Source organism: Salinivibrio kushneri, from assembly GCF_005280275.1.
Classification (GTDB): Bacteria; Pseudomonadota; Gammaproteobacteria; order Enterobacterales; family Vibrionaceae; genus Salinivibrio; species Salinivibrio kushneri.
On record NZ_CP040021.1, the window covers coordinates 1,006,674 to 1,031,788 of the forward strand.

Here is a 25,115-nt window from a genome sequence, read left to right on the forward strand (position 1 = left end):
CACGCTTTAGCGCGGTTTTTGAGGGAGGTGCCTTTATGCTTAACAAAGAACTTGAAGCCAGTTTGAATGGCGCGTTTGCACGAGCGCGTGAAAAACGCCACGAATTCATGACGGTGGAGCACCTGCTTCTCGCGTTGATCGATAATGCGGCCGCGCACGATGCGCTGGTCGCGTGCCGTGCAGATTTGGAGGCGCTGCGCAAAGAACTTGATGCGTTTATTGAGCAAACCACACCGCTAATCCCTGCGGACGATGAGTCGCGAGAGACGCAGCCAACGCTGAGTTTCCAGCGCGTACTCCAACGAGCTGTTTTTCATGTGCAGTCATCCGGTCGTAGCGAAGTAAGCGGTGCGAACGTATTGGTGGCGATCTTTAGCGAACAAGAATCCCACGCCGCTTATCTGCTTAAAAAGAACGACGTGAGTCGCCTTGACGTGGTCAACTATATCTCTCATGGCACCACGAAAGATGAAGGCGACGATCTACCCAGTAGTGACATGGGGGCTGATGAGGCTGGTGCGGAGCCGGGTGAAGATCGTTTGGAGAACTTCGCAACCAACCTCAATCAGCTCGCACGTGTTGGCGGTATTGATCCACTAATCGGTCGTGATAAAGAGCTTGAACGCACCATCCAGGTATTGTGTCGCCGTCGCAAGAATAACCCCCTGTTGGTTGGCGAAGCCGGGGTCGGTAAAACAGCGATTGCGGAAGGACTCGCGTGGCGCATTGTTGAAGGGCAAGTGCCAGATGTGATCAAAGATTGCGTGATTTATTCGCTCGATATTGGCTCTTTACTCGCGGGCACCAAATACCGTGGCGACTTTGAAAAGCGCTTTAAATCGATCTTAAAGCAACTCGAAAAAGAGGATCACGCGGTACTCTTTATCGATGAGATCCACACCATCATTGGCGCTGGTGCGGCGAGTGGTGGCCAAGTCGATGCCGCAAACTTGATTAAGCCGCTATTGAGTAGCGGAAAGTTACGCTGTATTGGCTCGACGACCTACCAAGAGTATGGTTCTATCTTCGAAAAAGAGCGGGCACTGGCGCGCCGTTTTCAGAAAATCGATGTGATTGAGCCCTCTATTGATGACACCACCAAGATTTTGATGGGTCTGAAGCCGAAATATGAGGCTCACCACGAAGTGCGTTACACCAACAAGGCGATTCGTGCCGCGGTCGAGCTGTCGGCAAAATACATTAATGAGCGTCATTTGCCAGATAAAGCGATCGATGTGATCGATGAGGCGGGGGCGCGGTGCCGGATGGCGCCAGCCAGCAAACGCAAGAAGACGGTCAATGTCCCTGACGTTGAGAGTATGATTGCGAAAATGGCCCGTATTCCTGAGAAGTCGCTCTCGTCGTCCGATAAAGACGTGCTGCAATCACTGGATGACAAGCTCAAAATGCTGGTGTTTGGTCAAGATACTGCCATCACGGCGCTGTCTGAAGCGATCAAGCTGAGCCGCGCAGGCTTGGGCGATGAGAACAAACCGGTCGGCTCGTTCTTGTTTGCCGGACCTACCGGGGTTGGTAAAACCGAGGTCACGGTACAATTGGCTCGCGCCATGGGCATTGAGCTGCAGCGCTTTGATATGTCGGAGTACATGGAGCGTCACACAGTGAGTCGCTTGATTGGCGCGCCCCCAGGTTATGTGGGGTACGATCAGGGTGGGTTGCTGACTGATGCGGTGATTAAACACCCATACAGTGTGGTGCTGCTTGATGAAATCGAGAAAGCGCACCCAGACGTGTTTAACTTGCTCTTGCAAGTAATGGACAATGGCACTCTGACTGACAATAACGGGCGCAAAGCCGATTTCCGAAATGTCATCTTGGTGATGACCACTAACGCCGGCGTCGCCGAGACGGTGCGTAAGTCTATTGGCTTGATTCAGCAAGATCACAGTCATGATGCGATGTCGGAAATTAAAAAGGTGTTCTCGCCAGAGTTCCGTAACCGCTTGGACAACATCATTTGGTTTAACCACTTGGACGAACAGGTTATCTTGCAAGTGGTAGATAAGTTCATTGTTGAGCTACAAGCCCAACTGGACGCCAAAGGGGTGTCGCTTGAGGTGACGTCAGAGGCTAAGCGCTGGCTAGCGGAAGAAGGCTATGACAAGGCAATGGGCGCACGGCCGATGGGACGTGTTATCCAAGATAACTTGAAAAAGCCACTGGCTAACGAGCTGCTGTTTGGCTGTCTGGTTAACGGGGGGACAGTTCGTGTGGTATTGAAAGATAACCGATTGGACTTCCAATTCAGTGATCAAATGGAGCCGGCTTAATCGGTTCGAGAAAAAGCAAAACCCGGCATCGCTGCCGGGTTTTTTGATCGCGTTCGGAGGATTAACGCGAACGGAAAACGATGCGACCTTTGGACAAATCGTAAGGGGTCATTTCAACCGTGACTTTGTCGCCGGTCAGGATGCGGATGTAGTGCTTACGCATCTTGCCTGAAATGTGGGCAGTCACCACGTGACCGTTTTCTAGTTCTACGCGGAACATAGTATTAGGCAACGTATCGAGTACGGTGCCTTGCATTTCAATTACGTCTTCTTTTGCCATTGAATCCTCTTAGGCCTCTTCTGGTAGCCAATTTTTTGACCGACAGATAATGCCTCTATTCTGAAAGTCTGTAAAGTTCGGGTGCGAATTTTACCCTGTTGGGGCGCTCCTTGCTAGAAAAAATAGCCACTATTGTGGAATAACCGGCCAGGAAAACGCCCGCCATTGCTGGTTGATAAAGCGTTGATGTGGATAATAGTCTGCTTTGTAGCGCATTGCTGAGCAGGCATCGATTTGATAGCCCAAATAGAGCCAAGGTAATTCGAGTGAGTTCGCCAGTTGTAGTTGTGCTTGAATACTGACGCGTCCGAGTGAGAAGCGGTGCTCTGGCTCGAAAAACGTATAAAGTGCACTTAACCCGTCGTCGACGACATCAGTTACGGCGATGGCAACCAGCGTGAGTTGGTGATGATCGCGTTGATACAAATGGATAAAGCGCGGGGATAACCAGTCACTACCGATAAAGTCGAGAAACGCTTGACGCTTGGCTGGATACATATTGCCATCGGCATGGCGAGCGGCGATATACCGTTGAAAGAGCGCAAACCAGTTAGCATCAAGCTGATCACGCACTTTAACCTCCAAGCGATTGAGCTGGCTGCGATGACGCTTTTGGCTTTTTGAGGGTTGATATTGGTTCACATCAATCCGAATCGCTTGGCAAGCCTGACATTGTGGGCAGTGCGGCCGGTAAATAAGGTTGCCACTACGACGAAAGCCAGCCGCTAATAGAGCGGCATATTTCTCGGGCGTGTGGTAATCCGCCGACATTACCACCGCCAGTTGCTCTTGCTGATCAGGCAAGTATTGGCAAGATGCTGCAGGCGTGACGCCAACTTGGATTCCCACACTCATTATGCTCTCCAATCTGCGATCTGCTGCGGTTGGCTGCTCTGGATAATGGGCTGGTCACGGTGTGCTTGCAACGCGGTGATAAACGCGTCTCGGGTCCAAGGTTTGGCACCCAAAGAGGCTAAATGTGGCGTCATCATTTGGCAGTCAATATAACGGCCACCCTGCTGCGCAAAATATTGACTGAATTGCCAAAGTGCAAATTTAGAGGCATTGGTGGCTTTGGAAAACATGGATTCACCACAGAATACGCGGCCCACGCAGACACCGTAAAGCCCGCCGACAAGCTTTGCGCCGTCCCACACCTCGACACTGTGAGCATCCCCTTGCTGATGAAGCTGGCAGTAGGCAACTTGCATCTCATCGGTAATCCAGGTCTGCTCAGGCCCACGAATGGCCGCACAGGTAGCAATCACCGTCTCGAATGCGCGATTGAGCGTGATGGTATACGCAGACTTTTTGGCGGCTTTACGCAAACTGCGACTGGCATGAAAATCAGCGGGCTGAATCACAGCCCGTTCACTTGGCGACCACCACAATAAAGGATCATCTTCGCCAAACCAGGGGAAAATACCACTGCGATAAGCCGACATTAGCCGCGCAGGTGATAGCTCTCCCCCAATGGCGAGCAGGCCATCGGGGTGAGAGAGCGCTTCGCTCACGGGCGGAAAGCGAAAGTCATCTTGCGCTAAAGGCGGTAAAAAAAGGGTCATATCACACGCTCTCGTTACAAGCGGTTCATGAGTTGCGCATAGCGACCGTTACGTGCCAGCAAGTCTTGATGTGTGCCTTGCTCAATAATGCGGCCAGCATCCATTAAACACACAGTGTCCATATGTGCCAAACCAGCCAATCGATGGGTAATGATCACCACGGTTTTATCCTGACAATGGTCTTGCAGTAAGGATAGGATCTCCGCCTCGGTTTGCACATCTAGGCCTTCGGTTGGCTCATCAAGTAACATAATCGGCGCAGGGTGCAAGAGGCCACGAGCAATCCCCAAGCGGCGGCGCTCGCCGCCTGAAAGCTGTCGTCCGCCATCGCCCAGCCACGCATCGAGTCCTTGACCCTCTAACAGTCCACCCAAGCCAACGCGCAGCAAGACAGTGGCGAGGGCATCGTCTGATGCCTCTGGGCAAGCCAGGGTGAGGTTGTCGCGCAGTGTGCCATTGAACAGATCAACACTTTGCGTCACCACAGACATGGCGTCACGCAGCGCGGTTTCTTGCCATTGCGAGAGCGGCACCTCATCAAGGGTGATTTGACCTTGCGTGGGATCCCACGCACGGGTAAGCAAGCTCAATAAGGTTGATTTGCCACATCCCGTTCTTCCTAACAGGGCGAGTGTTTGTCCTGGTGTGATGCGAAGAGAGATGTTTGAAACCGCGTCTTGTGCTGCGCCTGGGTATTGGTAACTGACATTATCAAAGCTAATATCGCCGACAGCGGGGCCAGTATGTCCTTGTGAGGGGAAGGGGACACTGGGCGCGCGCTCCGTGATCGCATTCAGTCGTTTCGCGGCGGTAAGCGTTTTGCCGAGGTATTGGAAGGCGGCAGTGATCGGCATCATCAACTCAAAACTGGCCATGGTCGTAAAGGCCACCATAGCAATCAGGGGGCCAGGCCTATGATCACCGACACCATCTGCCGCCAGCCAAATCATCGCCACCAGTGTTAGCCCTGTGGCTGCGACGAGCACAGCATTGGCTAATCCGGTGATGCGCGCCATATTGGCTTGTGCGTGCAGCATGGCTTGCTCGCTGTCATCGATGCGGGCGCGATAGCGGTCACGTGCGCCAAATAAAGCCAGCTCGGCGTGGCCTTGTAACCAATCAAGCAATGCGATGCGCGTGGCTGCATTTTGTTCCAACTGTGCACGGCCTTGATCATTACCCAAGCGATAAAAAAGGATCGGCAGCCCAATCAGTAACCCGAGCAAGATCAGTCCAAGCGCCATGCCAAGCATTGGGTCAAACCAACCCAGGAAGAAACTTACCGCCAGGATGCCCACGATACCAACCACCATCGGGCTGACTAGGCGCAGATAAACGTGGTCCATGGCATCGACATCGGCGACCATGCGATTAAGTAAGTCGCCATCACGCATATTCAGCCCTTGACCAGGAACTAATGGGGCGAGTTTACGAAAAAATGATACGCGTAAATCGGCCAATAGTTTGAAGGTGGCATTGTGGCTGACCACACGTTCAGCCCAACGGCCGAAGGTACGACCAATGGAAAAGCCACGCACACCGGCGGCGGGCAGCATGTAATTAAAGGTGGCAAGGCTCGCCAGGCCGGCGACAGCCGCAGCGGCAATAAACCAACCGGAGAGGGTGAGTAGGCCAATGGCGGCAAACAAGGTAGCAAACGCCAGCACCATACCTAGACTCAAACCGAACCAGTGGCGCTTATAGAGGCGGAGATAGGGCAGTAGTTCACGCATCGAGATTTCTCCTATCGGCGGAAGCCAGCATCTCAGCCAGCGGGCCGGTTTCAGCGAGAGTATGATAGGGGCCTTGTTGTACTAACTTTCCGTCCATCATCACCCAGACTTGGTCACTGTGGGTGAGCGAGTCTAAACGGTGCGACACCTGGACACAGGTTTTGGCTTGGGTTGCCGCACTCAAGGTTTCTAGCACGCGGTTTTCGCTATGTGCGTCTAGGCTTGCGGTTGGCTCATCCAGTACCCAGAGCGCACCATCTTGTAATAGCGCTCGCGCGACCGCAATACGCTGAGCTTGACCCACTGATAACCCGCCATTTCGGTCACCGACAGGATGCGCCAAGCCATCGGTCAGCCGCATCACGAACTCATCCACGTACGCTTGGGTCATCACTTGGTTGATGGTCTCAGGCGTTGCCTCAGGGTTAGCGAGGGCGATATTGTCGCGAATACTGCCATGGAACAGTTGTGGGTTTTGCCCGACCCAGCTTATCGACTGACGCCAATGCGTTAAATCAAGTTCACTGCGTTCATAGCCATTAATGGTGAGGCTACCACGGTAGGGCAGAAAACCAAGCAGAGCGTTAAGAAGGCTAGATTTGCCCGCGCCACTGACGCCAACAAGCGCAACCTGTTCACCGGGTTGGATAGAAAAGCACATTGGCCCTGCCAATACGTGACCGTCGGGACTGAGTACCTCCAGGTCGTGCGCGATGATAGTAACGGTGGATAAATCAGGCGTGGCTTCACCTTGGGTGCCGGTATCTGGCTGGGCATCGAGAAATTCCACGATCGACTCGGCCGCCCCAATTGCTTGTGCCTTAGCGTGATAAAAGGTGCCGAGATCGCGCAATGGCTGATAAAACTCGGGGGCCAGCACTAAGACGAATAAACCGGTAAACAGCGAAATAGAGGCACCATAGTGACCAAAATCAAGCTCACCAATAAAGCTAAACCCAAAATAGACGGCGACAACGGCAATGGAAATGGCGGTGAAAAATTCCAGCACGGCCGATGATAAAAAGGCCAGGCGCAGCACTTCCATTGTTCGTTGGCGAAATGTGTGTGATGCGAGATGAAGCTGCTCGGCCTCCGCCTCAACGCGATTAAACAGCTTGAGAGTGGGCAGTCCACGTAAGCGGTCGTAGAAGTAACCGGATAAACGTTGCAGTGCCTTAAAGTTTTTCCGGTTGGCATCAGCGGCTTTAATGCCAACTAAGGCCATGAAAAAGGGGACCAGCGGCGCGGTGACTAAAAAGATCACGCCCGACGCCCAATTGATTGGGAAAACGGCAACCAAGATCACCAAGGGGATCAGCACGGCGATGGCCATTTGCGGCAAATAACGGGCAAAAAAGTCTTGTAACTCCTCTACTTGCTCTAAAATCAGGCTCGCCCAGCTACCTGCTGGGCGTCCTTGAATGCTCACCGGCCCCAACGCCTCGAGGCGATTCAGGATTAAATGACGAATATGTTGGCGAATCACTTCACCACAGCGGTAGCCCGTTTGCTCTTTGGCCCAGCTGCATGCTGCACGTGCTAATACGACGCCAGCTAACGCCAGAAAACTGGGGAGTAGGGTGAATTTATCCGTTTGTTCAATAATCAATTGGTGCAGCAGGTGGGCGAGAAGTGCTGCTTGGGCAATCAAAAGCACACCGGAGAGGAGTGCAATACTAATCGTCGCAACTAACCAGGGTTTGGCTAACGAGCTCTGCGACTTGAGCCATTGGGTTAGCGCCCGCTGTTTAGATTTATCCATATCGTCTTATTGTTTTATGAGAGCCTACAAATAGGCTGGGCAGGCCACCGAATGGCGGCCTGCATGAGAGCGTGGGCTTACTGATTATTCGCCAGAGCGTCGAGATAGCGCTCGGCATCTAATGCGGCCATACAGCCGGTGCCTGCAGAGGTTATCGCTTGGCGATAAACATGATCCATCACATCACCGGCAGCAAACACACCTTCAACGCTGGTTTGAGTGGCATTGCCATTGAGGCCCGACTCGACCTTGATGTAGCCATTTTCCATCTCTAATTGACCCGCAAAAATATCGGTATTAGGTTTATGGCCAATTGCAACAAACACACCCATCACATCCAGTGTTTCGGTTTCATCACTTTGGGTGTCTTTCAAGCGTGCTTGGGTCACACCCATTTCATCGCCTAGTACTTCATCGAGCACGCGATTAGTGTGTAGCACGATATTACCGTTCTTCACTTTATCCATCATGCGGTCAACGAGGATTTTCTCGGCACGGAAGGTGTCGCGACGATGAACAACATGCACTTCTGAGGCAATATTTGATAGGTACAAGGCCTCTTCGACCGCGGTGTTACCACCCCCGATCACCGCGACTTTTTGGTTGCGATAGAAAAACCCATCACAGGTGGCGCAGGCTGAGACACCGCGTCCTTTAAAGGCTTCTTCAGATGGAAGGCCAAGATATTGCGCAGAGGCACCGGTAGAGATAACCAATGCATCACAGCTGAACTCACCATTATCGCCTTTTAAGCGGAACGGACGAGAGGATAAGTCCACTTCGTTAATGTGATCAAAGATAATCTCAGTCTCGAACTTTTCCGCATGGGCTTTCATACGATCCATCAAGGCCGGCCCTGTCAGTCCCTCAGGATCGCCAGGCCAGTTTTCAACATCCGTGGTGGTGGTCAGCTGGCCACCTTGTTGCATTCCGGTCACCATCACGGGGTTTAAGTTAGCGCGCGCGGCGTAAACAGCGGCGGTATAGCCAGCCGGGCCTGAACCCAGGATCAACAGGTTCGCATGCTTAATGTTACTCATTCACGTCTCCGAGCAGGAAAAGAGGTTCGTTTTTTGAATGGACTGATTGTAGGTAAATTAGAAAGGTAAAGAAAGGGCACCGTGATGGTGCCCTCGATTTCTATGATTGGTGTGGCCGATTAATGCGCGGCCTTTAGCGCGTCCATGGCATCAACATACGGCAACTCAAAGCCTTCTGCGACCTCTTTGATGGTCACTTGACCGCCAATCACATTCAGACCGTTGCGTAGGTGCGCATCTTCTACCAAGGCATCGCGATAGCCTTTATTCGCCAGTTTGACGATATAAGGCAGTGTGGCGTTGTTCAATGCGACGGTAGACGTGCGGGCCACCGCGCCAGGCATGTTGGCGACACAGTAGTGAACGACATCATCGACGATATAGGTGGGATCCGCATGAGTGGTCGCGTGTGAGGTCGCGAAACAGCCGCCTTGATCAATAGCCACATCCACAACCGCTGCGCCGGGCTTCATACGTTTAATGTGGTCTTCGTTAACCAGTTTGGGGGCGGCCGCACCTGGGATCAGTACCGCACCGACAACCAGATCGGCGTTCAATACGTGCTGCTCTAGGGTTTCTTCTGTGGAGTAGACCACTTTGGCACGTCCTTGGAACTCTTCATCGAGGCGACGTAAGGTATCGACATTTTTGTCGAGAATCGTGACGTCAGCACGCAGACCAACGGCCATACGAGCGGCGTTCGAGCCGACAACACCACCGCCGAGTACCACGATTTTCGCAGGCTCAACCCCGGGCACACCGCTGAGCAACATGCCCGAACCGCCGTGTGATTTTTCTAGCGCTTGTGCACCTGCTTGAATAGACATGCGGCCAGCGACCTCAGACATAGGCGCAAGGAGTGGCAATCGACCTTTAGAATCTGTTACCGTTTCGTAGGCAATACAGATGGCTTTACTTTTAATTAAGTCTTCTGTTTGCGGAAAATCTGGTGCAAGATGCAAATAGGTGAACAAAATCTGTCCTTCGCGGAGCATCGCACGCTCAACGGCTTGTGGCTCTTTTACCTTGACGATCATTTCTGCTTTCGCAAAAACGTCAGCAGCAGTGGGAAGGATAGACGCGCCGGCGGCTTTATAGTCGTCGTCAGAGAAACCAATACCATTACCTGCGTTGGTCTCGATGTAAACAGAGTGGCCGTGAGAAATAAGCTCGCGAACACTCGCGGGTACCATACCAACGCGGTACTCATGGTTTTTGATTTCTTTTGGAACGCCAATGATCATGCTGTCACCTCGTGTTTATTCAGTGTTATCGGCTGGCTTTTTATTGATATTGTCAATTTTCAGGCTAGTATAAAGGCAATAAACCAGTATTTGATGCTAAAGATCATTTAGATGTTATTTAATTTGGTATATCTTTTTGCAAGGAAGTAACAAGGTGGAATAAAAAATGGTAGATACCAAAAAAAAGCCCTCCAAGGAATTGGACCGCATTGACCGCAACATCCTGAACGAGCTTCAAAAGGATGGGCGAGTCTCTAACGTTGAGTTATCAAAACGTGTTGGTCTTTCTCCTACCCCCTGTCTAGAACGTGTACGACGTCTTGAGCGTCAAGGTTATATCCTTGGCTATACAGCACTGCTTAACCCCCAGTATTTGGATGCATCACTGTTGGTGTTTGTCGAAATCACACTCAACCGCGGTGCGCCTGATGTGTTCGAGCAATTTAATAAAGCCGTGCAAACGCTTGAGGATATTCAAGAGTGCTCGTTGGTGTCAGGGGATTTTGACTACCTGCTTAAAACACGAGTAGCGGATATGTCAGCTTATCGCAAGTTATTGGGTGAAACCTTGCTGCGTTTACCCGGTGTGAATGACACTCGCACGTATGTGGTGATGGAAGAGGTGAAACAGAGTAATCATCTGGTTATCCATACCCGTTAGCCAGGTGATAAAATGGGGTGCGACGCACCACTTGTCGAGACTGAAGCCGAGCGTCATGCTCGGCTTATTTTTTGTGCGGATAGCACAAGATTGTGTGATATCTCGGTAAAGATTTGGCGTAGGCAGGCATCATGCCTGCCCTCACGGCATGAATGTGATAAAGTCAGGGCAACATAAGCAAGCCTCAGAGTAGGATGAGGAATGCGGTTCACGAACAGTATTAAACAGGTGATGATGGAGTTTTCTTTACGTCGGGAGCCCAAAGCGGCTCGTGCTAAAGCGCGTTTAGATGGCGTTCAGCGATTAAAAGAGTGTGGGTTTATTTTGGTACTCGCGGCAGCCGTGTTCACCATGGTCGCCCTATTGTCTTTTAATCCGGCCGACCCATCCTGGTCGCAAACCGCTTGGCATGGTGATGTCCACAATGCAGCAGGTGCCATGGGCGCGTGGCTCGCCGATAGTCTCTTCTTTTCGTTTGGTATCTTAGCGTATCCGCTGCCACCAGCGGCGATTCTCGGGGGGTGGGTGTTCTTGCGTCGCCGCAGCGACGATGAACCCATCAATTATACCATTATCGGCGCGCGTATCTTGGGACTGTTTATCCTGTTTTTAACCAGCTGTTCGTTGGCCGATTTGAATTTTGACGATTTTTGGCATTTTTCCTCTGGTGGTGTAATGGGGGATGTCACCAACAGTTTGGCGCTGCCGCTATTTAACGTATTAGGGACGACCTTGGTGATGCTGTTTGGCTGGGCGGCCGGCTTTACGCTCTTTACAGGCATTTCTTGGTTGACCATTGTTGATAATCTCGGTGCCATGACACTAAAAGGCGTCACCTGGGCGGTCAATCGGATTCGCGGTGACGCGCCTACCGAGTTAGGCGTTCCAGACACCGACACACAGAGCACCGCAGCCAATGCGTCTGAGCCGATGGAACTTAGTGACCTACGCCGCCTGACGCCGTCAGCGCCGGAGAAGGCGGAGAATTCCGCCAACGATGAGCAGGCACAGAACAAGGCAGCGTCGCCTATTATCTTTGGTGGACAAGCGCGTTCGGCAACAGACTCGGATGTTGCCGATGATCAGGGCGCTACCGATAGCGATGATGCGCAACCCGAGGAACCCTCATTGGGGCAGTGGCACCTTGCTATCGAGCACGAGGAGGAGCATGAAGAAGCTGCGCCTGTATTGTCTTCGCGCGTTGAGGTGGACACGCCACATCTTGATACTGGAACTGCTCCCTCTATTGAAACGGGCGAAGAGACACCATCTGATGATCTGCACAGTGCACCAATCGCACCGAGTCAGCATCACGCCGACACAACTTATGGCAATCAAGATGGGCTGTCCGAGCTTGAGCGTGCAGAACAAGCGAGCAGTGGCGCGGATGAGGATGACGACCCGTTTCAGGAAACCATTCGCCAAGCGCAAAAAAATCAGCAGCAGGCGGCTGGACTGGATCATCCGTTCCTAGTCAAAGATGAGCCGGATTTACCCACGCCGAAAGAACCTTTCCCGACCCTCGATCTGCTTGACCCCGCTCGCCATACCGCAGAGCAGGCGACGCGTGAAGAGCTCGAGAAGATTGCTCGCCTGGTCGAAGCACGACTGGAAGACTTTAAAGTTCAGGCGCGCGTAGTGGGCGTATATCCAGGCCCGGTGATCACCCGTTTTGAGCTCGATCTTGCGCCTGGGGTTAAAGTTTCACGCATTTCTGGCTTATCTAAAGACTTGGCGCGTGCTTTGTCGACCACGGCAGTGCGTGTGGTCGAAGTGATACCAGGAAAACCCTACATTGGCCTTGAGCTGCCTAATGAGCACCGGGAGACGGTGTTTATGTCGGAAGTGATTGGTAGTGAGCGGTTTAAGAACAGCCACTCGCCGATTTCGGTGGTGCTGGGGAATGATATCGCGGGTGAGGCGATTATCACTGATTTGGGTAAAGCGCCACACATGCTGGTGGCGGGTACCACAGGCTCGGGTAAGTCGGTGGGCGTCAACGTGATGCTGGTAAGTATGTTGTATAAAGCCTCACCGGAAGATGTGCGCTTTATCATGATCGATCCGAAAATGCTCGAGCTTTCGGTATACGAGGGGATCCCACACCTGTTGACTGAGGTGGTGACTGACATGAAAGATGCGGGGAATGCTCTGCGTTGGTGTGTGGGTGAGATGGAACGTCGTTACAAGCTGATGTCGGCGCTTGGAGTACGGAACCTAAAAGGCTTTAACGAAAAAGTAAAAGCCGCGGAAGCCGCGAATAACCCCATTCCCGATCCGCTTTGGAAGCCAGGTGACTCGATGGATGAGTCAGCGCCTAAGCTGGAAAAGCTACCTTATATTGTGGTGGTCGTGGATGAATTCTCCGATCTGATGATGGTGGTGGGCAAAAAAGTGGAAGAGTTGATCGCGCGACTAGCACAAAAAGCGCGGGCAGCTGGGATTCATCTAGTGCTTGCCACCCAGCGTCCATCAGTGGATGTGATTACAGGCTTAATCAAAGCCAACATTCCAACGCGGATGGCGTTTACGGTGTCTACTAAGACAGATTCACGCACTATCCTCGACCAAGGGGGAGCAGAGTCGTTACTGGGGATGGGTGATATGCTGTTTATGCCTAATGGCTCCAACCACCCCATCCGTGTACATGGCGCTTTTGTCAGTGATGAAGAGGTTCATCGCGTGGTGAACAACTGGAAAGCACGTGGTAAGCCACAGTACCTAGACGAAATAACCAAAGGGGAGCAAGGCTCTGATAGCTTGTTGCCGGGTGAAGCGCCCTCAGGCGGAGAGGGTGAGGAGCTGGACCAGCTTTTTGACCAAGTGGTTGAATTTGTCACCGAAAGCCGCCGAGGCTCTGTCTCTGGCGTCCAGCGCCGGTTTAAAATTGGCTACAACCGGGCGGCGCGGATTGTGGAACAACTGGAAGCACATGGTGTCGTAAGCTCACCAGGCCATAACGGTAATCGCGAAGTTATCGCGCCACCACCACCCAAAGATTGATCGAATGGAAGGTTTCATGACTCGACTCTCTGCTATCCGCCACCTAATGGTGGTGATATCGCTATTTTTTGCATTATCGGTGCAGGCGAAAACGCCGGCGCAACAACACCTGATGGAACGCTTGAGTCAGGTTGACGCATTCAGTGCGCAGTTTTCGCAAACAGTGCACAGCCCAGAAGGAGAGGTGATTCATCAAGCAAAAGGACGGCTCGCCATTGAGCGGCCAAATTTGTTTAACTGGACCACAACCTCACCCGACGAAACTATCATGATTTCCGATGGCGAGACGCTCTGGTACTACAGCCCCTTTGTTGAGCAAGTGACGGCGATGTGGCTGGAGGATGCCACGGCACAGACGCCGTTTGTATTGCTAACGCGCAATCAGCCCAGTGATTGGCAGGCGTATCAAATCACCCAAGAGGCTGACACCTTTACCTTAACGCCAAATACCACAGGCACGATTGGCGAATTTGAGGTCACGGTGAAGCCGGATGGTACCTTGAACGGTTTTACCGTGGTTGAGCAAGATGGGCAACAGAGCCAGTTTACGCTGAGCCAGTTTAGTCGACAAACACCGGCGTCGGACCTGTTTTCGTTTACGCCACCCGACTCAGTGATGGTCGACGATCAGCGCCAACCAAGATAATTGCCTCGGAGGTGACTGTGGCGACCTTACCGCTTGACTTTGCAGACGATTTTCGCCCACTGGCCGCACGTATGCGGCCACTCACGCTTGACCAGTACATCGGGCAGCGCCATCTGCTCGCCGAGGGTAAACCGCTTCGCCGGGCGATTGAGTCGGGCTCCCTCCATTCGATGATTTTCTGGGGGCCTCCGGGGACCGGTAAAACCACGCTCGCCGATATTGCCGCGCGCCAAGCCAACGCAGAGCTGGAACAGATCTCGGCCGTGACATCTGGCGTCAAAGAGATCCGAGAGGCGATTGGGCGCGCAGAGCAAAACAAGCAAGCCGGCATTCGTACTGTTTTGTTTGTCGATGAAGTGCACCGCTTTAACAAAAGCCAGCAAGATGCGTTTTTACCCCATGTGGAAGCGGGGACGGTGACGTTTATTGGTGCCACCACGGAAAACCCCTCATTTGAGCTTAATAACGCTCTGCTATCGCGCGCCCGTGTGTACCGTTTAACCAGCCTTGATGAGAGCGATTTGGAAGCGGTGATTGATCAAGCACTCGCCGACGCGCAGCGAGGGCTCGGTAAGCAGTCTTTGGCCTTTGATAACGGCGTGAAAGCAGCATTAACGGCAGCATGCAGTGGTGATGCACGTATGGCATTAAACCTATTGGAAATGTTGGCAGACATGGCCGATGGCCAAATCACGATGTCGATGCTGAAAGACGTGGCCGGTGAAAAAGTGGCGCAATTCGATAAACAAGGTGATGCGTGGTATGACTTGATTTCTGCGTTTCACAAATCGGTACGTGGCTCGAGCCCCGACGGAGCATTGTATTGGTACGCACGGATTGTCAGTGCAGGGGGCGATCCGCTCTATGTCGCCAGGCGACTACTTGCGATCGCTTCAGAGGATGTCGGTAATGCCGATCCGCGCGCGATGCAGGTCGCGCTTAACGCCTGGGACTGCTTTACCCGCGTGGGGCCTGCAGAGGGTGAGCGCGCCATTGCTCAAGCCGCGGTGTATTTGGCCAGTGCGCCTAAAAGCAACGCGGTTTATACCGCGTGGAAACAAGCCTTGCGTGATGCCAAAGACACCGCTAATGCGCCTGTTCCTATGCACCTTCGTAATGCACCAACGGCATTGATGGAGCAAATGGGACACGGAGACGGCTATCGCTATGCCCACGATGAACCTAATGCCTATGCCGCGGGAGAGCGCTATCTCCCCCCGGAGCTTGGCGAGGCGCGTTACTATCAGCCCGTCAATCGTGGGCTAGAAATTAAAATCGCCGAAAAGCTCGCCTTTCTCGCAGAGCAGGATATAAAAAGCCCGCAAAAGCGCTAGGCAAGTTTACCCTTTTTGGGTAAGGTTTAACTTCGTCAATTTACAGTCAATAACCCGAAAGCACAGGATTAGCATGCTGGATTCCAAATTACTTCGAACTGAGCTGGAACAAACCGCTCAACAACTCGCTCGTCGTGGCTTTACGCTTGATGTTGACGCTATGCGTGAACTCGAGGAACAACGTAAATCCCTGCAAATTCGCACCGAACAACTGCAAGCAGAGCGTAATTCCCGATCGAAGTCCATTGGCCAGGCTAAAGCAAAGGGTGAAGACATCGCACCATTGCTCGAAGAAGTGGCAAACCTGGGTGATGAATTGGATGCGGCGAAAACAGAGCTCGCGGCGCTCCAGCAAAAAGTGAATGATGTCGTGATGGGCGTGCCTAACTTACCGGCCGAAGAAGTACCCAGTGGTAAAGACGAGTCTGAAAACCAGGAAATTTCGCGCTGGGGCGAGCCCCGTCAATTTGAGTTCGAGGTTAAAGATCACGTCGACCTCGGCGAACTCACCGGTGGTCTTGATTTTGCCAGTGCGGTGAAACTGTCAGGCTCTCGCTTTATCGTGATGAAAGGGCAAATGGCGCGTATGCATCGTGCGCTCACGCAATTTATGCTCGACTTGCACACCAACGAGCACGGTTACACCGAAATGTACGTACCGTATCTGGTTAATGCGGACAGCCTCTATGGCACCGGTCAGCTGCCTAAATTTGGTGAAGATTTGTTCCATACCCAGCCGGCGACGGAAGAAGGGATTGGCATGTCGTTGATCCCAACCGCGGAAGTGCCGCTGACCAACATGGTACGTGATGAAATCATCGATGAAGCGGATCTTCCGCTGTGCATGACCGCACACACCCCTTGCTTCCGCTCAGAAGCAGGTTCATACGGGCGTGATACGCGCGGCCTTATCCGTATGCACCAGTTCGATAAAGTTGAGTTGGTGAAGGTGGTTAAGCCAGAAGACTCAATGGAAGCACTGGAGTCATTGACTGCGGATGCAGAAAAAGTATTGCAGTTGCTGAACCTGCCATATCGTAAGATGTTGCTCTGCACCGGCGACATGGGCTTTGGTGCGGCGAAAACCTACGATCTAGAAGTCTGGTTGCCCGCGCAAAACACTTATCGTGAGATTTCATCGTGCTCAAACACCATGGACTTCCAAGCTCGCCGTATGCAGGCACGTTTCCGTCGTAAAGGTGAGAAAAAACCTGAACTGTTGCACACCTTGAATGGTTCGGGCTTGGCGGTAGGCCGTACCTTGGTGGCTATTTTGGAAAACTACCAACAAGCGGATGGCCGTATTGAGATCCCTGAAGCACTTCGCCCTTATATGGGCGGGCAAACCCATATTGGGTAAGTGTCATCATGTTGCTATCAAGCCGGCCTTGCGCCGGCTTTTTAATGGCTTAGAGGTTGATCATTGATGGTGTGAGTCATTGATGGGAGAAAGCGTATTGAAAATATCATCCTTTGGTGCAGGAAAGCGCGCGAGCAGCGTCGCTAGAAAGGTATCGAGGGCATCAAGCATCACGGCGTTGACTTGCTGTGCCACCGCCAGACGGTGCGTGAGTGACAAGCTATGTACATCATCAAGCTGGGAGATAACCTGATTAACCTTATCGCTGAATGCCTCATCCAATTCAAGGTCGCGTAGCTGTACTAAGCGCTTGGTGAGTATTTGTTGTTGTAAACTGAGAGACTGATGTGCATTGGGCGTTGCGTTCTCCAATTGTATTGACGCGTAGGAAAAACGTTGGCGAGCCTGCAGCAGTTCTAACACCGCATACCAAATTTGTTGGTAAGCCGCGAGGGTGTGGTCTTCACCATAGGCAATCAACACTGGCGGGATGGCTTCATCCACCAAGTAAGCGAGGTGTTGCAATGCGCGGTTTTTCATCTTGGCCTGGGTCACATCATCGTATTGTGGCAAGGCGTGAAGGTGATGGAAAAAAAGCCGATACATTGGCTTTTGCGTATGCGGCGCCAAGTGATGTAACTGGCGTGTTTGATCCAGCAATCGATGATAGTCATGCGGATCGACGCGCGGTTGGGTCGCGAGGTAGCGAGCATGCTGAAGTAATGCACGTAACTCATGCAGTTGATGTAATCGCCAATCCGGGCGTTGACGATACACGATAACCGCCACCACGCTAGCAATCCCGAGTGCTAAAATCCCTATCATGACTAACCACCCCATATGCTCTCCTTGCTATGGCTCGCGTGTCTCTCTGAAGGAGCATGAAGCATGCCAAAACTGAGAGATTAATCACGCCTTGTATGGCCTTGATCGGGGTCTGATGGTGGGCATTTTACGCACCGTGTTAGGGAGTGATTGCCCTCTTGTAGTGCAGGGCGCGGAGAATTGGCACCTATTGGACAAAAAAAGAGCCCGGCTGGGCTCTTTATTCTCTGCTTGTGCAAATTGACGAGGCAGGGAGATTACATGACACGCATACCTGGCTGGGCCCCCTCATGAGGCTCTAGGATCCAAATCTCTTTCCCACCAGGGCCGGCCGCTAAAATCATGCCTTCTGACATGCCAAACTTCATCTTACGGGGTTTTAGATTGGCGACCATCACAGTGTGCTTGCCCACCAGATCTTCCGGTTTGTAGGCCGATTTGATCCCAGCGAAAACCTGACGTGTTTCACCGCCAATATCGAGCTTGAATTTGAGCAGTTTATCTGCTTTTGGCACGGCTTCGCACTCAAGGATCTTGGCAACACGGAGATCCACTTTAGCAAAGTCACCAAATTCAATTTCATCCGCGAGGGGGTCATCAGCCAAAGGCCCTTGCGCTTTGGCTTTTTCCGCCTCTTCGGTCGCAACATCTTCTTTGCTATCAGCAATCATGGCATCGACGGCTTTCGGATCAATCCGGTTAAATAGCGCCTTGAACTTGGTGATCTGATGGCCAGTGAGTGGAGTGGCAATGCTTTCCCACGTGAGGGTGTCGTTTAAAAAGCCTTCCGCCCGTTCGGCCAGTTTTGGCATCACGGGTTTTAGATAAGTCATCAACACTCGGAATAAGTTAATACCCACTGAGCAAATAGCCTGTAGCTCAGCCTCTTTCCCTTCCTCTTTGGCGATGACCCAAGGGGCTTTCTCATCGACGTACTGGTTGGCCTTATCGGCCAGCGCAATGATCTCACGAATGGCGCGATTGAATTCACGGGCCTCATAGAGCTCGCCAATGTGCTCGGCTTTATCGATAAAGGATTGATATAGCTCAGGCTCAGAGCAAACGGTTGATAGCTGACCGTCAAAGCGTTTGCTGATGAAACCCGCGTTGCGAGAGGCTAAGTTGACCACTTTGTTGACAATGTCGGTATTCACGCGCTGGATGAAGTCATCCAAGCTTAAATCGAGATCATCAATACGGCTGTTGAGTTTGGCGGCGTAGTAGTAACGCAGGCACTCAGGGTCAAGGTGTTTTAAGTAAGTGCTTGCTTTAATGAATGTCCCTTTCGACTTGGACATTTTCGCGCCATTGACGGTGACATAACCGTGCACAAAGACGTTGTTTGGCTTGCGGAAACCGGCACCGTCGAGCATGGCGGGCCAGAACAAACTATGGAAATAAACAATGTCTTTGCCAATAAAGTGATAAAGCTCGGCATCGCTGTTGGCTTTCCAATACTCATCAAAGTCGATGTCGCCGCGCTTGTCACAGTAGTTTTTAAATGACCCCATATAACCAATCGGCGCATCGAGCCAAACGTAGAAAAACTTGCCAGGCTGATCAGGGATCTCGAAACCAAAGTAGGGCGCATCGCGGGAAATATCCCACTGCTGCAGGCCGGTTTCAAACCACTCATTCATCTTGTTAGCAATCTCACTTTGCAGTGAGCCGGATTTCGTCCACTCATTGAGCATTTGTTCAAATTGTGGCAAATCGAAGAAGAAGTGCTCAGAGTCACGCATCACGGGCGTCGCGCCGCTCACCGCTGAACGAGGGTTAATCAGCTCTGCCGGGGTATAGGTTTCACCACAGTTATCACAGTTGTCACCGTACTGATCGTCGGCGTGACATTTTGGACACTCGCCTTTGACAAAGCGATCCGGCAAGAACATTTCTTTCTCTGGATCAAACAGTTGAGAAATAGTACGACTGGTGATGTAACCGTTATCGCGTAGCTGGGTATAGATAAACGAGGCGAGTTCGCGGTTTTCATCACTGTGGGTGCTGTGATAATTATCGAAGCTGATATCAAAGCCATCAAAGTCGGCTTGGTGCTCTTGTTGCACGCCAGCGATCATGGCTTCTGGCTCGACACCCATTTGCTGTGCTTTCAACATAATGGGGGTACCGTGGGCATCGTCGGCACAAATAAAGTGAGTCGTGTTGCCACGTAGGCGCTGATAGCGCACCCATACATCTGCTTGAATATGCTCGAGCATGTGGCCCAAATGAATCGAGCCGTTCGCATAAGGCAGCGCACAGGTCACCAGAATTTTCCGTGGGGTTGCAGCCATAATCTTGTTTGTTCGCTCTTATGATATGAATGGAATGATTGCGGAAATCTTACCTGATACGATATGCCTTGCCTAGTGCAGGCCGTGAGTGAGGCGGTTTATCCGTTAAACGTTGCCAATCCGGCCTAATATATTTTAATCAATGGGATGGTGATGCATGTTATTTGGTTCTAAAAAGAAAAAAGCACAAAAACAAAAAGAAGACACGGCCGCCCCGCTGACCAATGTGGACGACGCAGTGAGTCTATTGAATCAGTTTTCACACTCGCGCTTGGTGGAGCAGTGGGCAAGCCAACCACAGTGGGTGAGCGCGAGTGGAGACGGCTTTAAGGTGACATTCCCATTTGCAGCGGCGTCAGTGATGCAGGCGCTCGATGAGTGGCTCAGTGCCCAGTCGACGTCATTGGCGCAGCAGTTTCAACTGACACAGAGAGTGGCGCCGATAAAAAGTGGTGACAAAGCGCCCGTCAAAGGGGTGAAAAACCTGTTAGTGGTGAGTTCGGCCAAAGGCGGCGTGGGTAAATCGACGACGGCGGTCAATTTGGCACTGGCCCTGCACGCCGAAGGGGCATCGGTGGGCATTGTCGATGCGGATGTGTATGGTCCATCGCTGCCGATAATGCTCGGCGCTAAAGACAGCGAGCCACAAACTCATGATGGCAAACTGATGGAGCCTGTGAGGAGTCATGGCATTGCCTCTAATTCAATTGGTTACCTGGTGCCCGCCGATAACGCCACCGTGTGGCGTGGGCCGATGGCATCGAAAGCCTTTGCTCAATTGATCAATGAAACCCGCTGGCCTGAACTTGATTATTTGGTGGTTGATATGCCGCCAGGCACGGGCGACATTCAGCTTAGTTTGGCGCAACAGTTTCCGGTGACGGGGGCGATGGTGGTCACCACACCACAGGATCTCGCACTGGCTGATGCGATTAAAGGCGTGGCGATGTTTGAGAAAGTACAGGTGCCGGTTCTCGGGGTAATAGAAAACATGAGCTACCATATTTGTTCGCAATGCGGCCATCATGAAGCGATTTTCGGTACCGGTGGTGCGGCGAAAATGGCCCGTGAACAGGGTGTGCCGGTCTTGGCACAAGTACCGCTTCATGTCGCCATTCGTGAGGACATAGACGCAGGCACACCGAGTATGGTGGCGCGCCCCGACAGTGAGCACGCTGCGGTTTATCGCCAAATGGCAGCCACCGTCGCCAGTCAGCTTTACTGGCAAGGGGAAACGCGCCCTGAACAAATAAGCGTACAAACGGTGTCGCCCTGATTGAGCAACGGGCAGCTGTAGCAGGCTTAAAGCGACGGATGCGTCAGGGAAGCGTGATTTTCTCTGGCGCCAGCGGCTTCAACTCCCTATAATCAGGCGGTTTATGTAGATTCCGCCAAGCTTCCTCTGGGTATTCATATTATGAGTGACAACAACCACCAATGCGTTATTATCGGCATAGCAGGTGCCTCTGCTTCCGGTAAAAGCCTGATCGCTAGCACGATTTATAAGGAATTAAAGGAAAAAGTCGGCGATCATCAAATCGGCGTGATCACGGAAGACAGATATTACCGCGATCAAAGCCATCTCAGCATGGAAGAGCGCGTACAAACCAACTATGACCATCCACAAGCGCTAGACCATAACTTGCTTTGCGAGCACCTAGAAAGCCTCGCGGCCGGTCAGTCTGTCGATGTGCCTGTGTACAGCTACTCAGAGCATACCCGTATGGATGAAACCACCACCATGACGCCCAAAAAGGTGATCATTTTGGAAGGGATCCTGTTACTGACCGACCCACGTCTACGCAATCTTATCCATGCCAGCGTCTTTATGGATACCCCCCTTGATATTTGCTTGTTGCGTCGCATGAAACGTGATGTGGCTGAACGCGGCCGCACCATGGACTCTGTGATGGAGCAATATCAGAAGACGGTCCGCCCTATGTTTATGCAGTTTATTGAGCCGTCAAAGCAATATGCCGACATTATCGTGCCACGCGGGGGGAAAAACCGCATTGCGATTGATGTATTAAAAGCGCATATCGCGCGATTACTGAAAGCCTGATTGACGTATGATGGCTTAACGGATCACCACTCCCTGCTTTTGTATGCAGAGGACAACGAGCTAAGTGAATGCGGTGCGCAGTGTATCGCTCCATCTATTAACCGTGAGGACTATCCGATGCGACTATGCGACAGGCATATCAAAGAACACCTTGATGATGGCCGCATCAAAATTGAGCCGCGTCCGGCAGAGGCGTCGATTTCTGGTGTGACGGCGGATGTGACGTTGGGCAATCAATTCCGTGTTTTTAATGATCACGGCGCGGCATTTATCGATCTATCTGGCCCGAAAGAAGAGGTTAATGCCCAGCTTGAACGTGTGATGAGTGATGAAATTGAGATTGCTGAGGGTGAGGCATTTTATCTTCACCCAGGCCAGCTCGCGCTCGCTGTCACGCATGAAGCGGTGACCCTACCGGACGATATCGTCGGCTGGCTTGATGGCCGTTCGTCGTTAGCACGTTTAGGGCTGATGGTGCATGTGACCGCGCACCGGATTGACCCGGGCTGGTCGGGCCGTATTGTCCTCGAGTTCTATAACAATGGTCGTTTGCCTTTGGCGCTACGACCCGGTATGCCGATTGGTGCGTTAAGTTTTGAGCCTATGTCGGGCGCGGCTGATAAGCCGTATAACAAACGCGACAACGCAAAATACAAAAATCAGCAAGGGGCCGTCGCCTCTCGCATTAGCCAAGACAAGGTTTAACGATTGCAATGCGCCTACGGGCGCATTTTTTCTAACGGGGAACCCGATCGTGAAATCATGCTCGATAAGGCGAGTATCTCTCGCGCGTGGTATCGCCTGTTACGCACAAGGAGCATCTTGCAATGATAAAAAAAATCGCCCTTACTCTTGTTGTTTTGGTGGTGGTTGTCATCGGTGGCATCGCCGCTGTGCTCACGACTATTAACCCTAACCAGTTTAAGCCATTGTTGGTCGAGCAAGTTAAAAAGCAGACAGGCTATGACATGGTCATCGGTGGCGACATTGCTTGGCAGTTTTGGCCAAGTTTGGGGTTTTCAGTCGAGGACGTCGCGATAAAAAACCGCCCCGGCTTTGATGAACCCGATCTGATGCGCTTATCTCAAGCTCGCCTGTCTGTCGATGTGTTGCCTTTGATGTCGCAAACCTTGCAGGTCGGCGAAATAATATTGCAAGACCCTCATGTGTTTATTCAAACCCTGAGTAACGGGGAGAGCAACCTCACCACGACATCACAGGCCGCAGCGCCTCAAACAGAGCCGACACCAGAATCAGACTCATCCTCTGAGACGACGAGCACCGAGGCAAAGACGTGGAATGTATCGTTACAAGGGCTCAGTGTGGCTAACGCGAGTGTGGTCGTCAAAGATGATCAAGCGGGCACCATGACGGCGCTGCGCGATGTGGATCTTAAGGTGGGCAATCTGGCGACGGATGTGTGGACGCCGTTGTCACTATCGTTGCGCGGCGAGCAAAATGACGCCCGCTTTGCGGTGGAAGGTCAAGGCGAGTTGAAATTGGCCAGTGACGTGATACAAAGCCAGTTGCGCAAACTGGCGTTGACGCTTTCGGCAGAGCAAGGTGATATGGCGATTGAACAAGCCAATATTACCCTTGATAGTTTTTCTCTGGGCGAGACAGCGAAATTAGGCTTCAATGTGAATGCGCAAACGGCTGACATCGACATTGAAAGCTCAGGTAAAGCCCAGGTGACTATCGCAAAAACGCAAGATAAGGTCACTGTTCAGGGGTTAGACATGCTCACGACACTGTCCGGCGAGCCTATTCCCCACCAGTCTCTGAGCCAAGCGCTAGCCGCGGATATTGTGTTTGACATCAACCAGCAAACGGTGACGGTCAGTGAATTGACCAGCCGGTTGAACGACGATGATGTTGTGGTGGATGGCAAAGTGGCGGTCAAGTTGACTGAGATCCCCCAAGTGCGCTTTGCGTTGAATACCAACCATATCAACCTCGATACGCTGCTACCGACAGACGCAGCACCTAGTCAGTCCGCCAATGCAAGTGAGTCGGGCGCTAATGCACCATCCAGCTCCAACAAACAAGCTGCGCCCCTGAGCAAAGAAGAGCCTGATCTGAGTGTGTTGAAGACGCTAGATATTGCCGGCTCATTGGCGATGAAAGGGCTGACCGTGAGTAATGTTACCTTGGGAAAAACGCGTGCGACAGTTGCCATCGACCGTGGCAAGGTCGACGTGTCCGAGCTGACCACACAAGCCTATGAAGGCAGCGTGGTTGTGCAAGGGATGCTAGATGCCACACAAACCCCTGCGCGCTATCAGGTGAGTAAAAGAGCGCGTGGGATCCAAGTGCTTCCTTTACTGGAAGATGCCGCTGAGGTGGACTTATTAGAAGGTAAGGGGAACCTTGATATCAATGTACAGGGCAAAGGCTTGTCACCGTATGCATTACGTCAAGCGATTCAAGGCAGTGTCGCTATTTTCTTCGAAGATGGCGCGATAAATGGCATTAACTTGGCGCAGATGCTCAGAGAGGCGAAAGCAACCCTAAAAGGCGAGTCGGCAGCGGCCGCCAAAGAAGTACGTAAAACGGACTTTAGCGCACTCACGGCAAGTTTTACCCTAGGTAACGGCATGGCACGCACCACCGACTTACTGTTGGAAGCGCCGGCGCTTCGGGTACGTAGTGACGGACAAACCGATCTGCTGAAAGAGACACTCGATTTTGACGTCTATACCTCGGTGGTCGAGACCAGTAAAGGCCAGGGCGGTAAAGATATTGATGAACTGCGTGATGTGACCATCCCAGTGACGGTAGCTGGTACTTGGCAATCGCCGAGCTATAAATTAGATATTAAGCAGTTACTCAGCAGTAATAAAGCGTTAGAAGAGAAAGCACGCAAAGAGGCGCAACGGGGGCTGAAAAAGCTACTGGGTGATAAAGCGGATGACGATAAGGTCAAAGAGACGGCAGATAAACTCCTTAATTTATTTCAGTGATCGGCGCATCACTCATCAGGCTATCTAATGCAAAGTCATTAAAGGACGCTTT

At 52.1% G+C, this 25,115-nt stretch carries 19 protein-coding genes; 10 read left to right on the forward strand and 9 right to left on the reverse strand.

The window, feature by feature from the left end; translation table 11 throughout:
• Positions 1-35: 35 nt before the first annotated feature.
• A complete protein-coding gene (clpA, locus tag FCN78_RS04870) occupies positions 36-2,291 on the forward strand; it encodes an ATP-dependent Clp protease ATP-binding subunit ClpA (protein WP_069361436.1) in 2,256 nt (751 codons plus the stop codon).
• A 61-nt stretch (positions 2,292-2,352) separates the two neighbouring features.
• On the opposite strand, the gene infA is transcribed toward clpA, so the two are convergent.
• The 7 genes from infA to ald all read right to left on the reverse strand — a co-directional run bounded on the left by infA (position 2,353) and on the right by ald (position 9,915).
• Positions 2,353-2,571: a translation initiation factor IF-1 gene (gene infA / locus FCN78_RS04875; RefSeq protein ID WP_021022425.1), complete on the reverse strand. Its 219-nt coding sequence runs from the start codon at positions 2,569-2,571 to the stop codon at positions 2,353-2,355.
• 129 nt (positions 2,572-2,700) lie between these two features.
• A complete protein-coding gene (locus tag FCN78_RS04880) occupies positions 2,701-3,426 on the reverse strand; it encodes an arginyltransferase (protein WP_106407166.1) in 726 nt (241 codons plus the stop codon).
• A complete protein-coding gene (gene aat / locus FCN78_RS04885; RefSeq protein WP_077658861.1) occupies positions 3,426-4,136 on the reverse strand; it encodes a leucyl/phenylalanyl-tRNA--protein transferase in 711 nt (236 codons plus the stop codon). Before aat ends, FCN78_RS04880 begins: the two co-directional genes overlap by 1 nt.
• Positions 4,137-4,150: 14 nt before the next feature.
• Entirely contained in the window at positions 4,151-5,869 is a 1,719-nt protein-coding gene (gene cydC, locus FCN78_RS04890) for a heme ABC transporter ATP-binding protein/permease CydC (protein ID WP_077658862.1), read from the reverse strand.
• The gene (gene cydD, locus FCN78_RS04895) at positions 5,862-7,631 is read right to left on the reverse strand and encodes a heme ABC transporter permease/ATP-binding protein CydD (RefSeq protein ID WP_077649044.1); all 1,770 of its coding nucleotides are present in this window, start codon (positions 7,629-7,631) and stop codon (positions 5,862-5,864) included. The genes cydC and cydD overlap by 8 nt, the downstream gene beginning before the upstream one ends.
• 77 nt (positions 7,632-7,708) lie before the next feature.
• Complete coding sequence (gene trxB / locus FCN78_RS04900) at positions 7,709-8,671, reverse strand: thioredoxin-disulfide reductase (protein ID WP_077599338.1); 963 nt, start codon at positions 8,669-8,671, stop codon at positions 7,709-7,711.
• Between the two features lie 119 nt (positions 8,672-8,790).
• A complete protein-coding gene (ald, locus tag FCN78_RS04905; protein WP_069361442.1) occupies positions 8,791-9,915 on the reverse strand; it encodes an alanine dehydrogenase in 1,125 nt (374 codons plus the stop codon).
• Positions 9,916-10,081: 166 nt separating this feature from the next.
• Here ald and lrp point away from each other — a divergent pair, with 166 nt between their 5' ends.
• The 5 genes from lrp to serS all read left to right on the forward strand — a co-directional run bounded on the left by lrp (position 10,082) and on the right by serS (position 16,919).
• Entirely contained in the window at positions 10,082-10,576 is a 495-nt protein-coding gene (gene lrp, locus FCN78_RS04910) for a leucine-responsive transcriptional regulator Lrp (RefSeq protein WP_046073519.1), read from the forward strand.
• 234 nt (positions 10,577-10,810) lie between these two features.
• Positions 10,811-13,579 carry a DNA translocase FtsK gene (locus tag FCN78_RS04915; RefSeq protein ID WP_077599370.1) on the forward strand — a complete coding sequence of 923 codons (2,769 nt, stop codon included), beginning with the start codon at positions 10,811-10,813 and terminating at the stop codon, positions 13,577-13,579.
• 46 nt (positions 13,580-13,625) lie between these two features.
• Positions 13,626-14,225, forward strand: a complete 600-nt coding sequence (gene lolA, locus FCN78_RS04920; protein WP_077658891.1) for an outer membrane lipoprotein periplasmic chaperone LolA — start codon at positions 13,626-13,628, stop codon at positions 14,223-14,225.
• 11 nt (positions 14,226-14,236) lie between these two features.
• Positions 14,237-15,559, forward strand: a complete 1,323-nt coding sequence (locus FCN78_RS04925) for a replication-associated recombination protein A (protein WP_369801937.1) — start codon at positions 14,237-14,239, stop codon at positions 15,557-15,559.
• A gap of 73 nt (positions 15,560-15,632) precedes the next feature.
• Positions 15,633-16,919, forward strand: a complete 1,287-nt coding sequence (gene serS / locus FCN78_RS04930; protein ID WP_069361444.1) for a serine--tRNA ligase — start codon at positions 15,633-15,635, stop codon at positions 16,917-16,919.
• 60 nt (positions 16,920-16,979) lie between these two features.
• Here the strand turns inward: serS and FCN78_RS04935 are convergent, their stop codons facing one another.
• Both FCN78_RS04935 and metG read right to left on the reverse strand, forming a co-directional pair.
• Positions 16,980-17,759: a hypothetical protein gene (locus FCN78_RS04935; RefSeq protein ID WP_069361445.1), complete on the reverse strand. Its 780-nt coding sequence runs from the start codon at positions 17,757-17,759 to the stop codon at positions 16,980-16,982.
• Positions 17,760-18,001: 242 nt separating this feature from the next.
• Positions 18,002-20,038, reverse strand: coding sequence for a methionine--tRNA ligase (gene metG / locus FCN78_RS04940; RefSeq protein WP_069361446.1), 2,037 nt, complete (start codon positions 20,036-20,038; stop codon positions 18,002-18,004).
• A 157-nt stretch (positions 20,039-20,195) separates the two neighbouring features.
• On the opposite strand from metG, the gene apbC reads away from it, so the two are divergent.
• The 4 genes from apbC to FCN78_RS04960 all read left to right on the forward strand — a co-directional run bounded on the left by apbC (position 20,196) and on the right by FCN78_RS04960 (position 25,063).
• Positions 20,196-21,314 carry an iron-sulfur cluster carrier protein ApbC gene (gene apbC / locus FCN78_RS04945; RefSeq protein WP_077658863.1) on the forward strand — a complete coding sequence of 373 codons (1,119 nt, stop codon included), beginning with the start codon at positions 20,196-20,198 and terminating at the stop codon, positions 21,312-21,314.
• A 141-nt stretch (positions 21,315-21,455) separates the two neighbouring features.
• Positions 21,456-22,100: a uridine kinase gene (gene udk, locus FCN78_RS04950; protein WP_069361447.1), complete on the forward strand. Its 645-nt coding sequence runs from the start codon at positions 21,456-21,458 to the stop codon at positions 22,098-22,100.
• Positions 22,101-22,217: 117 nt separating this feature from the next.
• A complete protein-coding gene (dcd, locus tag FCN78_RS04955) occupies positions 22,218-22,805 on the forward strand; it encodes a dCTP deaminase (protein ID WP_077658864.1) in 588 nt (195 codons plus the stop codon).
• Positions 22,806-22,927: 122 nt separating this feature from the next.
• Positions 22,928-25,063 (forward strand): AsmA family protein, encoded by a 2,136-nt coding sequence (locus FCN78_RS04960; RefSeq protein WP_077658865.1) that lies wholly within the window; start codon positions 22,928-22,930, stop codon positions 25,061-25,063.
• Positions 25,064-25,115 lie beyond the last annotated feature (52 nt).

Excerpts from the sequence above, each read along its gene's own strand:
- clpA (WP_069361436.1), top strand. The coding sequence starts at position 36 with ATGCTTAACAAAGAACTTGAAGCCAGTTTGAATGGCGCGTTTGCACGA.
- infA (WP_021022425.1), bottom strand. The coding sequence starts at position 2,571 with ATGGCAAAAGAAGACGTAATTGAAATGCAAGGCACCGTACTCGATACG.
- FCN78_RS04880 (WP_106407166.1), bottom strand. The coding sequence starts at position 3,426 with ATGAGTGTGGGAATCCAAGTTGGCGTCACGCCTGCAGCATCTTGCCAA.
- aat (WP_077658861.1), bottom strand. The coding sequence starts at position 4,136 with ATGACCCTTTTTTTACCGCCTTTAGCGCAAGATGACTTTCGCTTTCCG.
- cydC (WP_077658862.1), bottom strand. The coding sequence starts at position 5,869 with ATGCGTGAACTACTGCCCTATCTCCGCCTCTATAAGCGCCACTGGTTC.
- cydD (WP_077649044.1), bottom strand. The coding sequence starts at position 7,631 with ATGGATAAATCTAAACAGCGGGCGCTAACCCAATGGCTCAAGTCGCAG.
- trxB (WP_077599338.1), bottom strand. The coding sequence starts at position 8,671 with ATGAGTAACATTAAGCATGCGAACCTGTTGATCCTGGGTTCAGGCCCG.
- ald (WP_069361442.1), bottom strand. The coding sequence starts at position 9,915 with ATGATCATTGGCGTTCCAAAAGAAATCAAAAACCATGAGTACCGCGTT.
- lrp (WP_046073519.1), top strand. The coding sequence starts at position 10,082 with ATGGTAGATACCAAAAAAAAGCCCTCCAAGGAATTGGACCGCATTGAC.
- FCN78_RS04915 (WP_077599370.1), top strand. The coding sequence starts at position 10,811 with ATGGAGTTTTCTTTACGTCGGGAGCCCAAAGCGGCTCGTGCTAAAGCG.
- lolA (WP_077658891.1), top strand. The coding sequence starts at position 13,626 with ATGGTGGTGATATCGCTATTTTTTGCATTATCGGTGCAGGCGAAAACG.
- serS (WP_069361444.1), top strand. The coding sequence starts at position 15,633 with ATGCTGGATTCCAAATTACTTCGAACTGAGCTGGAACAAACCGCTCAA.
- FCN78_RS04935 (WP_069361445.1), bottom strand. The coding sequence starts at position 17,759 with ATGGGGTGGTTAGTCATGATAGGGATTTTAGCACTCGGGATTGCTAGC.
- metG (WP_069361446.1), bottom strand. The coding sequence starts at position 20,038 with ATGGCTGCAACCCCACGGAAAATTCTGGTGACCTGTGCGCTGCCTTAT.
- apbC (WP_077658863.1), top strand. The coding sequence starts at position 20,196 with ATGTTATTTGGTTCTAAAAAGAAAAAAGCACAAAAACAAAAAGAAGAC.
- udk (WP_069361447.1), top strand. The coding sequence starts at position 21,456 with ATGAGTGACAACAACCACCAATGCGTTATTATCGGCATAGCAGGTGCC.
- dcd (WP_077658864.1), top strand. The coding sequence starts at position 22,218 with ATGCGACTATGCGACAGGCATATCAAAGAACACCTTGATGATGGCCGC.
- FCN78_RS04960 (WP_077658865.1), top strand. The coding sequence starts at position 22,928 with ATGATAAAAAAAATCGCCCTTACTCTTGTTGTTTTGGTGGTGGTTGTC.